Here is a 14,051-nt window from a genome sequence, read left to right as displayed (position 1 = left end):
GACAGCGCCGAGAGCACGATCACCATCGGCAGGGCCTGGAAGGCAAACAGGAAGAGACTGCCGCCCTCCGGATCAACGACGAATGGCGATGGCGCGCCGGACAGATAGCCGAAGACGAATTGCGCGCCCTCATTGGTCACCTCCTGCAAGACCATCACAACGCCGGTCAGCGATTGCAGGAAGGCGCGAAACGGGGTCACGGAATAGAGCAGCCAGGCGATCAGCAATTGCATGCCGATCGAGCCGAGCAGCAGGACAACGGGAAAACGCTGGCGCGGCCCCAGGGCCCAGGCCAGTCCGGCAAACACGAACAGGCCTGCGAAACTGCGCAATTGCAGCGTCATGTCTTCCATCTGGTCCCCCGCAAACAGCTGCGGCACCCTATTCCGCCCCACTGTGCGGCTGCAAGCACTTGCCTCAACGCCCGCGCCGGGAAATGCTGACCCCATGGCTGAAACCCCGATCAAGACCCCCTGCGTCAAAGTCTGCTTCGTCGATCCCGCCGCCGGCCTCTGCGTCGGCTGCTTCCGGACCATGGACGAGCTCGGCCTCTGGACGAAATATTCCGACGCCGAACGCGAGGCGATCCTGGCAGCACTGCCGCAGCGCGAGGCGGCCTATGCCGAGCGCGCCGGGCACACAAAGGCTACGGCACGATGAAACGCTGGTTGCCCCACCTCGCCCTCGGCGCACTGGTCACCGCCGCCGTGCTGCTGGCCATGCGCTTCGCGGCGCCCGGCAGTCTGGATGACAGCGATACGGCGATGCGCCTGGTCTATTCCGCCGGGCTGATTGTGCTGATCTCCGGCGGCCTGGTCGGCGCCTTTGCGACCCGCCCCGGCCATGCGGTGCGGGATCTGGCGATCTGGATCGGGATCGGCCTCGTCCTGATGACCGGCTATGCCCTGCGGGAGGACTTCGCGATCATCGCCGGACGGGTGACCGGCAATCTTGTTCCGGCGCGAGCCCAGGGTGAAGCGGGCGGCGAACAGACCATCCGGCGCAATGCCGACGGTCATTTCTACATCGTCTCGGAAGTCGATGGCCGCCCGGTCCTCTTCCTCGTCGACACCGGCGCATCCATGGTCGCGCTGAGCCGCGCCGATGCCGAGCGCGTCGGGATCGACACGGCGGCCCTGCGCTTCAACCGGCCGATCCAGACGGCTTCAGGCTCCTCCGCCGCGGCCGGCGTGCGGTTGGACACGATGCGGCTGGGCGGTCTGGTGCTGCACGATGTCGATGCGATCGTGATGATCGACGGCGGCCAGTCGCTGCTGGGCATGTCGGCACTCAACCGCCTGTCCGGCGTCGAGATCCGCGGCGATGAGCTGGTGCTGCGGCCCTAACGCCCGGTGGTCGCATTTTCGAACCGCAAAACCGGTGCCCGCTTTTGCCGAAAATGCTCCGCTCAGCCGCCCAGTACCGCTTCCTTGAGCAGCATGCCACCAACGATCAGCAGGCCGATGGCGAAGAAGCGCTTCAAGGTTGCCGCCGGCAGATCATGGGCCAGCCTGGCGCCGATCGGGGCGACGAAGAAGGCCGAGCCCGCCAGAAGCGCGAAGCCGGGCAGGTTCACATAGCCCAGCGACCAGGGCACGATATTCGATCCCCAGCCATTGGCGATATAGCCGATCGCGCCGGGCAGGCCGATGGCAACGCCAAAGCCGGCGGCGGTCGCGACTGCCTTATGGATCGGCTTGCCGCACAGGGTCATCAGGGTGACCCCGAACACGCCGCCGCCAATCCCCATCATCGCAGAGAGAATACCGATCATGCCGGCCAGCCCGGCCCGGCCCGCACCGCCAGGAAGATCATCGCGCAGCTTCCAGTCCGGACGTCCGAAGAAGAATTGCAGTGACAGCAACAGCGCCATGCCACCGAACAGGCCGGTCAGCACCCGGCCCGAAACCTGGTCGGCAATCACTGACCCCAACAGCGTGCCGGCGACAATCCAGGGCCCCCAGCTGCGCAGGACCGCAAAATCGACCGCGCCGCGCTTGGCATGGGCGGCGACACTGCGGGCCGAAGTCGCAACGATGACGGCCAGCGAGGTGCCGACCGCGACATGCATCAGCTTGTCGTCATGATAGCCCAGCGCCGTGAAGGCATAATACATCGCCGGCACCATCACGACACCGCCGCCAATCCCGAACAGGCCCGCAACAAGGCCCGCGAAAGCGCCGGTCGCCGCCATCACGGCCACCAGCAAAAGCATATCGGTCATCAGGCGGCCTCATCTTGTTGCGGCACAGCGGCGCTGGCCTCGTCGAGCACGTCGAGCCCGGCCCCGGGGCGGCCGGATTTTTCAGACAGGATACGGCGCCATTGCCGCGCGCCCGGCAAGCCCTGGAACAGGCCCAGCACATGGCGCGTCATCGAATGCAGCGTCACGCCCTCATCGAGGCGCGCCTGCATATAGGGGCGATAGGCGCGCAAGGCATCATGGCGCGTCGCGACCGGATCGCGCTCGCCGAAAATGCGCGAGTCGACGCGGGCCAGAACCCAGGGGTCGTGATAGGCAGCGCGCCCGATCATGGCGCCATCAAGCCCGGCGCTCGCCGCGATGGCCTGGTCAAGCGTTTCCAGTCCGCCATTGAGGATGATCTCAAGCTCGGGCCGATCCTGCTTGAGGCGATGGACGAGGTCATAATCGAGCGGCGGAACGGTGCGGTTCTCTTTCGGGCTGAGCCCCTTGAGCCAGGCCTTGCGCGCATGAACCGTAAAACTCGTCACTCCGGCCGCCGCGACCGTATCGACAAAAGCCGGCAGCGCCGCTTCCGGATCCTGGTCATCAACGCCGATCCGGCATTTCACCGTCACGGGAAGGTCGACCGCATCCTGCATCGCCCTGACGCAATCGGCGACCAGTTCCGGCTCCCGCATCAGGCAGGCGCCGAAACGGCCCGACTGCACCCGGTCCGAGGGGCAACCGATATTGAGATTGATCTCGGCATAGCCAAAGCCGGCCCCGATCCGAGCCGCCTCTGCCAGATCCTCCGGCACCGAACCGCCGAGCTGCAACGCAACGGGCTGCTCGACCGGGTCGAAGCCGATAATCCGCTCCGGATCGCCATGGATCAGCGCCTTGTCGACGGCCATTTCCGTATACAGCAGGGCATGCCGGCTCAGGACACGGTGAAAGGCCCGGCAATGCCGGTCGGTCCAGTCCATCATCGGTGCCACAGAGAGGCGGCGATCAGGATTTCGATCAGAGCTCATGCCGCCACATAGCGCGCGAGCGCCGCGCCCGCAATTTGTGTCCGCCGCCCGGCTGGCAGAAGGATCAAATGCCGCCGGCCGGATTTACCCCGTTTCAATCCGGCTGTGGTCAGCTCGGGCTGCAGGAGGACGACATGGCCAAGGCATTGTTCCACAAACATCAACGCGTTTACGTGGCGCCGGTTGGCACATGGGCGATCGTCGAACACGTCAAACCTCACTGGGTCAAGGATGTCGAGGAACCGGTCCGGATCTATTATGATTGCGGGCTCGGACGCGACTTCACGACCCACGAACTGGCGTCCGAACAGGCCGACACGGTTGATGGCGAGAACTGGCGTGTGCTGCGGGCGAAGAACAAGTGGCAGAGCATGGAAGAATGCAGCCGCCACCCCTTCCCCGGCACTTTCCCTGTCGTTGTCACCGATCCGAAGGACTGGGGCGGCTGGCGTGTCCCGGCGGCAGAATATGACCGCGACCCGAACCGGATCGAGGCCCAGGCCCGGCTGATCACGCGCAGCCCTGGCCTGCTTGAGCTGGCCGAGCAACTGGTCCAGCTGGCCTCGGACGACACCGAGCTTCCCGACGCAGTGTCGACGCTGGCGCGGCGCGCCGGAGAACTCGTCCGCGCCATCAATACCAAACCGGCTGAAGCCCCGTAAAGACAGGCCGCTGCCAGCATTGCCGCCGCAGCGAACCTTAACTGCCCCCTAACGATTTCATTACAATACTACATCCAATCTTTGGGTGGACTGACTTATTATGTCTTTGATTGAACAAAGAAATCGTTTCCTGTCGTTCGCCTTCGCTGCGGCGGATGTCCTTGTCGAAACCGATCTGAACGGCATGACGAGCTATGCCGCCGGCGCGACCGCCACGCTTAGCGAACCCGCGCTCGACTCCGGAAGCTTCGATTTTTCCCAGCGGCTCGACCGGACCTCACAGGCCATCGTCAAGGCCTTGATGCGCAGCCTGAAGCCGGGACGCCGGGTCGGACCGGTCCGCGTCGCGGTCGGCGGGCGCGAGGCGCAATTGAGCGCCTGGCTGCTTGGCGATGACGACAAGATTCGCTGGACATTGTCCTTCCACGCCCTGACAGCGCCGACAGAGCTTGATCCGCAAGCCTTCGCCCGCACGGCACAGAATGCGATTTCCAAGGCCCGGGAATCCGGCGTGCCGATGAGCATGTCGGTCCTGCGCATTGACGGGATTGAAGATATCGACCGGCAGGTCGGCGCCAAGCGTGCTGAAATGCTGCGCCAGGCCATTGCGGCGGAATGCGGTGCCGCTGTCGGGACCGACGGACTGGCCAAGCGCGTCGACCCTGCCCGGACAGCGCTGATCCATCCGGCCAGTGCCGATCTGAAAGCGCTCTGCGCGGATATCGAGGCCCTGCTGGGCGACAACCGGCTCGAGAAAACCCGCGTCCGGCTTGAGTCCATTCCGGACGCGCCCGAGCTTGAACCCGATATTGCGATCCAGGCCTTCCTCTATGCCGTCAACCAGGCGGCCGACAGCGCCAATGTGCTCGACGTCACCAGCCTGCAACGGGTCGCGACGGAAATGCTTGAGGATACGCGGCGGCGGATGAACGAAATCCGCGCGACGATCGCCGGCCGGGTCATCGAGCCGCACGCCCAGCCCATCGTCTCGCTTGAAACCGGCAAGATCGAACATTACGAGCTGCTGCTCCGCCTGCCCGGCGGCATGCCCGTCTGCGACAGCGTCAACTTTGCCGAGGGCACCGGCCTGATCTATGAAATCGACATCGCCATGGTCGAGATCGGGGCCAATTTCCTGCGCGATGATTTTGATCGGCCTGCCCTGGCGGTCAATCTGTCCGGCCGATCACTGGAAAACCCGGCCTGGGGCAAGAAATTCCTGCAAATGCTGGCCGACCTCCGCATTGATCGCAGCCGCCTCAGCTTCGAATTGACGGAAACCGCGTCGGTCCGGAACGTGAAAGCTGCCAATGCCATCATCCAGAAAATCCGCGAGCGCGGGCACAAGGTCTGCCTGGATGATTTCGGTGCCGGTGCGGCGGGATTCCAGTATCTACGGGATTTCCCGGCCGATATTGTCAAGATTGACGGCTCCTATGTCCGTCATCCGCAGCTGGGCGAACGCGATACGGCCATCCTCAAGGGGATGGTCTCGCTGTGCCGGGAGCTGAAACTCGAAACGGTCGCCGAAATGATCGAGACCGAGCAACGCGCCAAGCAAATGCAGGCGCTGGGTGTGACCTACGGCCAGGGTTACTATTTCGGTAAGCCTATTCCACTTAAAGTGCTCACTGATCCGCGGCGCAAATCCACGCGCGCCGCCTGAGGCGACGATAGGTAGAGCATGGCCGTAGATCTGAGCCGGTTGAAAATCCTCATCGTCGATGACAACAGCTATATGCTGACCATCCTGCGCACCCTGCTGCATGGTTTCGGCATCAAGAACATCTTTGAATCCCGCGACCCGGCCGAAGCCTTCGACACGGTGCGCGCGGATGTGATCGACATCATCATCACCGATTACCAGATGGATATTCTGGACGGGCTCGATTTCGTGCGCCTAGTGCGCACCGGTGACGACAGCCCCAATCCCATGGTGCCAATCATCATGATCAGCGCCTATTCCGAGCGCAGCCGGGTCCAGAAGGCCCGCGATGCCGGCGTGACAGAATTCTGCTGCAAGCCGGTGACCGCGCGTGACGTGTTCGCCAAGCTCACTTCTGTGATCAATGCGCCCCGGCCCTTCATCCGCAACAAGAGCTATTTTGGCCCCGACCGTCGCCGTGCAGGCGCCGAACAGGCGATGTATCGCGGTCCGGGCCGGCGCGCGAGCGACGCGGCTGAGGCCGCCGCCGCTGATGAAGCCGGTGAGGGCGTGGCTGACAAGGACGGCGCGAACGCAGCGTGAGCACCTCGAGCCCGATGATCGACTGTCGACAGAGCCGCCAAACGCAACGTAGTTTGGCACCATGATTCAGGACGCCCCCCGCACCGACAGACCCCGCAAGGTCGAGGCTGGCTCGCGAAGCCCGGCTGCGGCCGAAGCTGCGCGCGCGTCAAAGCCACGCCGCAATAGCGGTGCGGGCTGGATCATTATCGCCATGGTCCTGTTTTCGCTGGCCTATGGCGGCATCCTCCTCGTCAAGATCCAGCAGGAACGCGAAGCGCTGGTCAGCGAGGCCGAGCGTTCGCAGGCCAATGCCGCCGGCTATCTGGCCGAACGGGTGACCGGCCGCCTGGCCGAAGCGCGCTACGCGCTGTCCTTTGCCAGCACCGATCTGCGCAATACGCCAATGCGCGACATCGAGAGCGTTGCCCGTGCCCGTCTGGCGACCCTGGCGGACTCAGAACTGATTGCCGAGCTGGCCCTGCTGCTGCCCGATGGCCGCGTGCTCGCTTCCGGCGACAGCAATACCGGTCTGCGCGAAATCGCCGGGACGGCGCTCGATGCGGCCTCCGGTTTCACCACCGAGATCACGGCGGACGGCCAGGCCTTCCTCGTCCTCGCCGTGCCGGCCCAGCTCAGCGATGGCACGGTAGGTGCCTATGTTGCACGCCTGCCGGCGCTGGCAGTCCTGCCCGACTGGGGTGAGGAACGCGTCGTGGCCCTGGCCGACGGCGTCGGCGGCATGCTCGCCATCCGGCCCCGGATTACCGGCGCGCGTCCGGGCACGCCCCTCGCCCAGCGTTTCGGTCTGACCCACAGCTTCATCCAGCGGCTCGCAGCCGGCGGCGGCGGCGCGACGTCGCAGGCGCATTTCGGCGAGGAGCAGGTCACCTTCGCGGTCGCCCCGATCACCGGCACCGATCTGCACGTCTACGCACTCGGTGCCATGCGCATCAACCAGAACGCCTGGTACCGCACCCTGTTCTTCTACGGGTTGATGTTCATCGCCCCGATTTTCGTCGCGCTGGGCCTGAGTGCGCTGGTCTTCATGCAGATGGGCCGGCTGCGCTCGACCCGCCAGCAGCTTGCCGACAACGAACAGCGCTTCCGTTTTGCCATCGAAGGCGCTCGCTGCGGCGTCTGGGACTGGAATCCCGACGCCGACACCGTCTTCGTCACAGATTCGCTGGCCCGCATTCTCGGCCTCGGCGATGCGATGCAGTGCACCGGCACCGAATTCCTCAAACTCTTCAGCCGCCCCGATCGCGAGAAACTGCGCGCCGCCATGCGCGGGGCGCCGACCGGCGGTGAAGTCGATCTGGAAGTCCTCGCGGCCTCGGCCCCGGTCTGGCTGCAGATGCGCGGCGGCATTCTCAACGAGGCCGGCGATGCCACCAAGGCGCGCATTGTCGGCGTGGCGATCGACGTCACCGACCGCAAGGGTGCCCAGGCCCGCGTCGTTGCGGCCGAGACACGCCTGCGCGCGGCGCTGGAATCGATGACGGAATCCTTCGTGCTCTGGGATTCCCGCCAGCGCCTGGTGCTGTGGAACCGCAAATTCCGCGACCTGTTCAATTTCTCCGAGGGACGGCTCAAACCGGGCATGTCCTACAGCGCTGTCGAGCAGGCTGCCGCGCTCGCCATCAAGGCGGTGCATGGCGATACCGATGGCAGCGAGGCCTATGACATCGAACTCGCCGACGGGCGCTGGCTGCACTATTCCGAACGCGCCACCGCCGATGGCGGCCTGGTCAGTGTCGGGGCCGACATCACCGCCCTCAAACATCACGAGGCGGCCCTGACCGAGAATGAGGCCCAGCTCCGCAAGACCGTCGACGACGTCAAACGCAGCCAGGCGCGCATCGCCGATCTCGCCAAGAAATACGAAGAAGAAAAGATCCGGGCCGAGGAAGCCAATCGCTCGAAGAGTGAATTCCTCGCCAATATGAGCCATGAGCTGCGCACGCCGCTCAACGCCATCAACGGTTTCTCGGAAATCATGTTGCGCGAAATGTTCGGTCCGATCGGTGACCAGCGCTATGTCGGCTATATGAAGGACATTCTCGGGTCCGGCCAGCACCTGCTCGAACTGATCAATGACATCCTCGACATGTCGAAGATCGAAGCCGGCAAGATGCAGCTCCAGACCGAGCCGACCGATGCCGGCGATCTGGTCGATCAGTGCGTGCGCATCGTGCGGGGCCGCGCCGAGGAAAAGCAATTGCGCCTGCACGCCGATGTCTCGGATCTGCCGGAAATCGAGGTCGACCCGCGCGCCTTCAAACAGGTGATGATCAATCTGGTTTCCAATGCCGTGAAGTTCACGCCCGAGGGCGGACGCGTCACCATTCGCGGCTTCATGTCGGGCCTAGGCGTCGCTTTCCAGGTTTCCGATACCGGGATCGGGATTGCCGCCGACGATCTGCCACGGCTCGGACGGCCCTTTGAACAGATCGAAAGCCAGCACTCCAAGAGCCATCAGGGCTCGGGGCTTGGCCTGGCGCTGTCGAAATCCCTCGTTGAGCTGCATGGCGGTTCGCTGTCGATCGATTCCCGCCTCGGCGAGGGCACGACGGTCAGCTTCGTGCTGCCGGTCAGCCAGAACCAGCCACTGGAATCAGCCCCCGCCGCGGCCGCAGACACAGGCCTCGATGACGCGGACGCCTTCGGTGATTATGAGGATGAATTCGTCGATCAGCCGATGCAGTCCCGGCTCACCGCCAACGAATAGGGTGCCCCGCTAGTTGCGGTCCCCGGGTCCGCGAGGCGGACCGTCTCGCCGCGGCCCGTCCCGGTGCCGGCGGTCACCCCGGTGAGACGAACGGCGCCCGGCTTCCAGTGCCGCAGCACGCACCTCCGGGTCGAGCCCGGCGATAACCTCGATCAGCGATGCCTCCATCCGGGCTTCAAAGCCCAGCCGGATTTCACGCACGCGCTGCAATGCGGCCTGTGCGGCCTCCGGATCGAAGGGGTCGGCCGCGAGCACCTCATCGGCCTCACGCCGCGCCTCCCGGGCCTCACGGCCCAGCTCGCGCATCGTTTCCATATTCTCACGCAGGCGCCGGCCGGCCACTTCACGCTCGGCCTCCGGCAGGGCTTCCAGGAAGCCGCGGACATTGAAGCCGCTCGCCATGGGGGGTTCAGGCGGCGGCGGGCCGCCAGGCCCCGCGCCATCAGACCCGGCACGCCAGGACGGTCCGTCAGCGCTGCGATGGGCGACAAAGCCGATCAGCGCGCCATTCAGCAGAACCGAGACCAGCAGGGCTGCAATCCAGGGTGTGGGCGATCTCATGCGTCTCCTCCCAGCCAGTCAACCCAGTCCTCGTCCAGACCGTTGAAGGCATCGGCATAATAGGTTTCGACCTCATCAGCCGGCGAGATCAGGGCGCCGCTCGAGAAGCCGAGCATGACGCCGATCACCAGGGCCGCAGCCGCCGCCATGGCGGGGGCCTGCCAGTTCCAAATCGCCGGCTCGGGCAGGCTGCGCAGAATGCGGCGTTCAAGCAGATCGCTCGCCTGTCCCTCGCCACTGCCCAGCATCGCGTCCAGTGCCGCTTCCGCCTCGACTTCCGCCAGAACATCGCTCCGGTGCCGCGCCGCGAAGGCTTCCGCCTGGGCGCGCTCGGCCGCGGGCCAGCGTTCCGGATTGGCGCCATAGGCGCTCAGGATCTGGTAAAATCTCTCTTCGGTCATGGTTCTACACCTGTCTGCGATGGCTCGGGCTGACGATAGCCCGACATCAATTCCGTGGCCTCTCCGATCAGGATGGATCGCAGATTCCGCCGCCCCCGCGCCAGAAGAGACTCAAGGGCCTCGACGCTGACCGACATCATGTCCGCCGCATCGATATTGCTCATTTCCTGGAAATGCACGAGTTCCATCGCCAGCTTTTGCCGCTCGGGCAATTGCGTCATGGCTTCGGCAACCCGGTCCTGTGTTTCCGTCCGGACGACGGTCCCCTCCTGGTCCAGCGCCGGGTCACGGCGCTCCGGCAGGGTTTCCGGCAGGACCTCACGATGCTTGCGGCGGCGGTCGTGACAGAGATTGATCGCGATCCGGCTCATCCAGGTCGAGACCTGGGCCCGGCCCGGCTCCCAGCGCGGCGCCGCCTTCCAGACACGAATGAACGTCTCCTGGGCGATATCTTCCGCCGCGACCGGGTCATTGAGCATGCGATTGGCAAGGCCGAGAATGCGCGGCAATCGCCGCTGCATCAGCAGACCGGCGGCGGCGCGGTCACCATTGGCGATCCGCGCCATGAGGGCTTCATCGCTCTCTCCACCTACCATATTCATCGCCATGTTGCGGGTACGGAAGGGCGTCCGGTCATTGCTGACCAGGACTTCACTTGCCATTCCGCACCCGTCAAGCATGGCAAAGTCACTAGTTACGCCACCAGCGACGGCGATCATGACGCTCGTCCGCTGCCGCGTCCAGTTCCGCCGGCGTGATCACGCCATTGCTGTCCGCATCGAGCCGGGCAAAGCCGGGCCGTTCCATGGCAAGGAACTCGGCGCGGGAGACGCGGCTGTCACCATCGGTATCGGCACCGCGCAGACCGCGCTCGCCTTCACCACCACGATCACCACGACCGCCGCGATGTCCGCGTTCACCGCGTTCACCGCCATCGCCGCGACCCATGCGCCGGCGGCCTTCGCCCTCGGGCCGGTCGCCTTGGTCAGCACGCGCTTCGTGCATGGCACGCATGCGCTGGCGGACCGGGGACTGATCGGCGTCGTCCAGATAGCCATCGCCATTGCGATCCATCCAGTCGAACATCTCGGCCTGAAGTGCATCGACTTCAGCCTGGGTGATCGAATTGTCGCCATTGGCATCAGCCAGACGCAGCATCATCGCGCCGCGCTCGGGACCACCACCATGACGGCCTGCGCCATCATGGCCGCGGCCGGGTTGTGCCTGTGCAGCCGAACCAGCCATGACAATGGCGGTTCCGGCCAGCAGCATTGTGAGCATAGATTTCTTCATCGGAATTATCCTGTTTCAATGTCCTCGCTGTCCCTTCAACGCAGGGTCAGGGCAATTCCGTCGCGGCGATGTCAGCTATTTTCCAGATACTGACGGAACAGCGCCCTCACCTTGGTGCAGCGCGCGTCGAGGTCGGCGCGCAATCCGTCAAGGTCCGCCGCACCGGCCATCGTCACAAGGCTGCGCGTGAAGGCGGCGCTGGCACCGGCCGGATCGAAGCCGGTCCCGTGCGCGGCGCGCAGCAATTGCGCGATGCCGAGATAGAGATGGACACATTCATTCAGGAAGGCCGCGTCCGCGGCGGAAACAAGCCCCGCTTGCGACAGCGCCGCCAGGGCCGGATTGGTGGAGTTGCGGATCATGTAGCCGTCTGGCGCCGCGAGGAGCTGCAGGGTCTGGACGATGAACTCAATGTCCTGCAATCCGCCAACGCGGCTCTTGATATGCCACTCGCTCTGCGCCGGACGCGCGGCCTCCAGCCGTTCGCGCATTTCGCGCGCATCCGCCAGCAGCGTCTCGCGTGGCCGCAAACGTGTCAGCGCCGCATCGATCGCCCGCGAAACCTCGGTTTCAACCGCGGCATCACCGGCAACCACCCGCGCCCGGGTCATCGCCATCAGCTCCCAGGTCCAGGCCTCATCGAAATAATACTGCCCGAAACGCGCCAGCCGCACGGCCACAGGGCCCGCCTTGCCCGAGGGGCGCAATTGCATGTCGACATCGTAGAGCTCGCCCTCCTCGGTCGGCGCCGACAGGGCACTGATCAGACGCTGCGCGAAGCGCGAGAACCAGGTCTGGGCCATTTCATCGCCATCATAGATGATCATGATGTCGAGATCGGAATCGGCGGCCAGCTCGCGCCCGCCGAGCTTGCCCATGCCGAGCACCACATAGCGTCCCGGCATCTCGCCCGAGCGCCGCACCGTTTCGCGTTCCGCCGCCAGCGCCATGTACTCGACGGTCGCGTCGGCGACCGCGGAATAGGCCGCACCGGCTGTCTGGGCATCGGCGGTACCGCGCACGATCTGCGTGCCGATCCGGAAGCGCTCCTCCCGCACCAGACGCCGCGCCGCATTGAGCGCCGCCTCATAGGTCTCGCAGGCCGAGACCTCACCGCCCAGCCGGTTGCGGAAATCATCCGGCGGGTCCTGGGCCAGCGGGACCGAGAAGCGATCGTCCAGCATGACATCGAGCATGTTGGGCCGGCGGGCGAGATCGGCCGCCATGCGCGGCGCCAGGGTGAGGATCGAAATCAGATCGGCCGCCAGACCGGGCTCGTTCATCAGCAGCGAGAGCGGCTGCACCCCCATGGGCAGGTTTTCGTAGAAGGCGGCGAAGCGAATAAAGGCCGCGTCGGGCTCGCCGGTGGCCGCCATGATGTCCACCAGGCGCGGCGCGATCTGCGCCAGCAGGGTCCGGGCGCGCGGACTGCGGGCGGCGCGCACCTTGCCGCCAGCCCAGCCATTGAGCCGTTTCCACACCTGCTCTGCCTGCTGGAAGCCAAGCGTCTCCAGCGTGGTCAAGGTATCGGGCGTAGGCTCAACGCCGGTAAGGATCAAGGTGCCCGCTTCGGAGGAGAGTGAGGCATCATCCTCGAACTGGTCGGAGAAGTGACCATGAACCCGGCGCAGCAGGGCCTCGACGGCGGCGTCGAACGCAGCCAGCTCGCCATAGCCTGCCATTGCGGCCACGGCGCGCCGGTCCTCATCGCGCAGCGGCAGGGTCTGGCTGGCCTCATCCTGACGCATCTGGATCCGGTGTTCCCAGGCGCGCAGGCTGCGATAATCCTCGCTGAGCGACTGCAAGGTGGCCGCATCGACCACGCCTCGCGCCTCCAGCGCCGCCAGTGCCTTCAGGGTCGGCGAGACCCGCACACTGGGATCACGGCCGCCAAACACCAATTGCGGCACCTGGGCGAAGAATTCGATCTCGCGGATCCCCCCTCGCCCGAGCTTGAGGTCATGGCCGGCGGGCTGGATCTCGCCACGTCTGCCAACCGTCTGGATCTGGCGCGCGAGCCCGCGAATATCCTCGATCGCCGCGAAATCCAGCGCCCGGCGCCAGATGAAGGGCTGCATCTGCCTGAGATAATCCCCGGCCGCAGCGGCATCGCCGGCGCAATAGCGCGCCTTGATCCAGGCCGCCCGCTCCCAGGTCTGGCCGAAGGATTCGTAATAGTTCAGCGCCGCATCCGTGGAGAGGACAACCGGGGTCGCGCCGGGGTCGGGCCGAAGGCGCAGATCCGTCCGGAAGACATAGCCGTCAGCGGTGACCTCCTGCAGGGAACGGACAATCGCCTGGATCAGGCGCGGCAGACGCTTGCGCGGCTCCTCTTCGGCCGGCATCGCCAACCGTTCCGGATCGAACAAGGCCACAAGATCGATGTCGGACGAGTAGTTGAGTTCGCCCGTCCCCATCTTGCCAAGGGCAAAGACGAACAGGCCGGGCAGCGGGTTCGCCGCATCGGCGACCGGCAATAGCCGCCCCGCCTCCACTGCGAAGCGGACATGGGCAAGCAGGGCTGCCCGCACGGCCGCTTCGGCAAATCCGGTCACCGCACCGGTGACTTGCGCCACGTCCCAGCGTCCGGCCAGATCAGCCAGCCCGACCAGCAAGTGCATATCCGCCTTGGCCTGGCGCAGGCCGGCATCAAGGCAGGCGATATCGGGAGCCTCGGCACCGGTTCTCCGGGCCGCCTCAATCACCGCCGCCAGCCGGGTCTCGGCACTGTCGCACATACACAGTGCCAGCCCATCGGGGCGCCGCTGGGCCAGGCGCCCGAGATAGGGCGCGGCGGCAAAGACGCTGTCGAGAAAGGGGCGCACACCGCTGATCGCCCCCTGCACATCCTCCGGCAGACCGGCGAACAGATGCGTGCACTGCCCGGCGGTCGAACCAGGCAGGGGCGGGAGATCGGCTGTGAGCAATGCACGGTCGGACATGGGCTCAAACTGGCG

The 14,051-nt window shown here is 65.4% G+C and carries 14 protein-coding genes; 6 read left to right on the top strand and 8 right to left on the bottom strand.

Translation table 11 applies throughout. The features are described 5' to 3' along the window. Positions 1–380: Na+ dependent nucleoside transporter N-terminal domain-containing protein (locus ACN0YF_RS12865; RefSeq protein WP_417494692.1), on the bottom strand; the 380-nt coding region annotated here is incomplete at its 3' end. A 67-nt stretch (positions 381–447) separates the two neighbouring features. Here ACN0YF_RS12865 and ACN0YF_RS12860 point away from each other — a divergent pair. Further along, entirely contained in the window at positions 448–660 is a 213-nt protein-coding gene (locus ACN0YF_RS12860; RefSeq protein WP_417494691.1) for a DUF1289 domain-containing protein, read from the top strand. After that, a complete protein-coding gene (locus ACN0YF_RS12855; protein WP_417494690.1) occupies positions 657–1,346 on the top strand; it encodes a retropepsin-like aspartic protease family protein in 690 nt (229 codons plus the stop codon). Before ACN0YF_RS12860 ends, ACN0YF_RS12855 begins: the two co-directional genes overlap by 4 nt. A gap of 62 nt (positions 1,347–1,408) precedes the next feature. Here ACN0YF_RS12855 and ACN0YF_RS12850 read toward each other — a convergent pair whose 3' ends face one another. Then, entirely contained in the window at positions 1,409–2,224 is an 816-nt protein-coding gene (locus ACN0YF_RS12850) for a sulfite exporter TauE/SafE family protein (RefSeq protein ID WP_417494689.1), read from the bottom strand. Then, positions 2,224–3,219, bottom strand: coding sequence for a tRNA dihydrouridine(20/20a) synthase DusA (gene dusA / locus ACN0YF_RS12845; RefSeq protein ID WP_417494688.1), 996 nt, complete (start codon positions 3,217–3,219; stop codon positions 2,224–2,226). The genes ACN0YF_RS12850 and dusA overlap by 1 nt, the downstream gene beginning before the upstream one ends. A 134-nt stretch (positions 3,220–3,353) precedes the next feature. On the opposite strand from dusA, the gene ACN0YF_RS12840 reads away from it, so the two are divergent. The 4 genes from ACN0YF_RS12840 to ACN0YF_RS12825 all read left to right on the top strand — a co-directional run bounded on the left by ACN0YF_RS12840 (position 3,354) and on the right by ACN0YF_RS12825 (position 8,839). Further along, entirely contained in the window at positions 3,354–3,881 is a 528-nt protein-coding gene (locus tag ACN0YF_RS12840; RefSeq protein ID WP_417483330.1) for a hypothetical protein, read from the top strand. A 100-nt stretch (positions 3,882–3,981) separates the two neighbouring features. Then, on the top strand, positions 3,982–5,547 hold the full coding sequence (locus ACN0YF_RS12835; protein ID WP_417494687.1) for an EAL domain-containing protein: 1,566 nt from the start codon (positions 3,982–3,984) through the stop codon (positions 5,545–5,547). A gap of 18 nt (positions 5,548–5,565) precedes the next feature. Then, positions 5,566–6,129: a response regulator gene (locus tag ACN0YF_RS12830; RefSeq protein WP_417494686.1), complete on the top strand. Its 564-nt coding sequence runs from the start codon at positions 5,566–5,568 to the stop codon at positions 6,127–6,129. A gap of 61 nt (positions 6,130–6,190) precedes the next feature. Further along, on the top strand, positions 6,191–8,839 hold the full coding sequence (locus tag ACN0YF_RS12825; RefSeq protein WP_417494685.1) for a PAS domain-containing sensor histidine kinase: 2,649 nt from the start codon (positions 6,191–6,193) through the stop codon (positions 8,837–8,839). Between the two features lie 9 nt (positions 8,840–8,848). On the opposite strand, the gene ACN0YF_RS12820 is transcribed toward ACN0YF_RS12825, so the two are convergent. The 5 genes from ACN0YF_RS12820 to ACN0YF_RS12800 all read right to left on the bottom strand — a co-directional run bounded on the left by ACN0YF_RS12820 (position 8,849) and on the right by ACN0YF_RS12800 (position 14,036). Then, complete coding sequence (locus ACN0YF_RS12820) at positions 8,849–9,400, bottom strand: periplasmic heavy metal sensor (RefSeq protein ID WP_417494684.1); 552 nt, start codon at positions 9,398–9,400, stop codon at positions 8,849–8,851. Beyond that, a complete protein-coding gene (locus ACN0YF_RS12815) occupies positions 9,397–9,801 on the bottom strand; it encodes a hypothetical protein (RefSeq protein ID WP_417483335.1) in 405 nt (134 codons plus the stop codon). Before ACN0YF_RS12815 ends, ACN0YF_RS12820 begins: the two co-directional genes overlap by 4 nt. Continuing rightward, positions 9,798–10,463: an RNA polymerase sigma factor gene (locus ACN0YF_RS12810; protein ID WP_417494683.1), complete on the bottom strand. Its 666-nt coding sequence runs from the start codon at positions 10,461–10,463 to the stop codon at positions 9,798–9,800. Before ACN0YF_RS12810 ends, ACN0YF_RS12815 begins: the two co-directional genes overlap by 4 nt. 28 nt (positions 10,464–10,491) lie before the next feature. Then, positions 10,492–11,094, bottom strand: coding sequence for a hypothetical protein (locus tag ACN0YF_RS12805; protein WP_417494682.1), 603 nt, complete (start codon positions 11,092–11,094; stop codon positions 10,492–10,494). Positions 11,095–11,165: 71 nt separating this feature from the next. Next, positions 11,166–14,036 carry a bifunctional [glutamine synthetase] adenylyltransferase/[glutamine synthetase]-adenylyl-L-tyrosine phosphorylase gene (locus ACN0YF_RS12800; RefSeq protein WP_417494681.1) on the bottom strand — a complete coding sequence of 957 codons (2,871 nt, stop codon included), beginning with the start codon at positions 14,034–14,036 and terminating at the stop codon, positions 11,166–11,168. Positions 14,037–14,051 lie beyond the last annotated feature (15 nt).

Origin of the sequence: Maricaulis sp., assembly GCF_048270265.1 — a bacterium.
GTDB lineage: Bacteria > Pseudomonadota > Alphaproteobacteria > Caulobacterales > Maricaulaceae > Maricaulis.
The sequence above is the reverse complement of the archived record's forward strand: the minus strand, read 5'-3'. Positions and strand labels throughout refer to the sequence as shown.

Coding starts and splice junctions, on each gene's coding strand:
- ACN0YF_RS12815 (WP_417483335.1), bottom strand. CDS start 9,801: ATGACCGAAGAGAGATTTTACCAGATCCTGAGCGCCTATGGCGCCAAT.
- ACN0YF_RS12860 (WP_417494691.1), top strand. CDS start 448: ATGGCTGAAACCCCGATCAAGACCCCCTGCGTCAAAGTCTGCTTCGTC.
- ACN0YF_RS12820 (WP_417494684.1), bottom strand. CDS start 9,400: ATGAGATCGCCCACACCCTGGATTGCAGCCCTGCTGGTCTCGGTTCTG.
- ACN0YF_RS12855 (WP_417494690.1), top strand. CDS start 657: ATGAAACGCTGGTTGCCCCACCTCGCCCTCGGCGCACTGGTCACCGCC.
- ACN0YF_RS12800 (WP_417494681.1), bottom strand. CDS start 14,036: ATGTCCGACCGTGCATTGCTCACAGCCGATCTCCCGCCCCTGCCTGGT.
- ACN0YF_RS12825 (WP_417494685.1), top strand. CDS start 6,191: ATGATTCAGGACGCCCCCCGCACCGACAGACCCCGCAAGGTCGAGGCT.
- ACN0YF_RS12850 (WP_417494689.1), bottom strand. CDS start 2,224: ATGACCGATATGCTTTTGCTGGTGGCCGTGATGGCGGCGACCGGCGCT.
- ACN0YF_RS12810 (WP_417494683.1), bottom strand. CDS start 10,463: ATGGCAAGTGAAGTCCTGGTCAGCAATGACCGGACGCCCTTCCGTACC.
- ACN0YF_RS12805 (WP_417494682.1), bottom strand. CDS start 11,094: ATGAAGAAATCTATGCTCACAATGCTGCTGGCCGGAACCGCCATTGTC.
- ACN0YF_RS12835 (WP_417494687.1), top strand. CDS start 3,982: ATGTCTTTGATTGAACAAAGAAATCGTTTCCTGTCGTTCGCCTTCGCT.
- ACN0YF_RS12840 (WP_417483330.1), top strand. CDS start 3,354: ATGGCCAAGGCATTGTTCCACAAACATCAACGCGTTTACGTGGCGCCG.
- dusA (WP_417494688.1), bottom strand. CDS start 3,219: ATGAGCTCTGATCGAAATCCTGATCGCCGCCTCTCTGTGGCACCGATG.
- ACN0YF_RS12830 (WP_417494686.1), top strand. CDS start 5,566: ATGGCCGTAGATCTGAGCCGGTTGAAAATCCTCATCGTCGATGACAAC.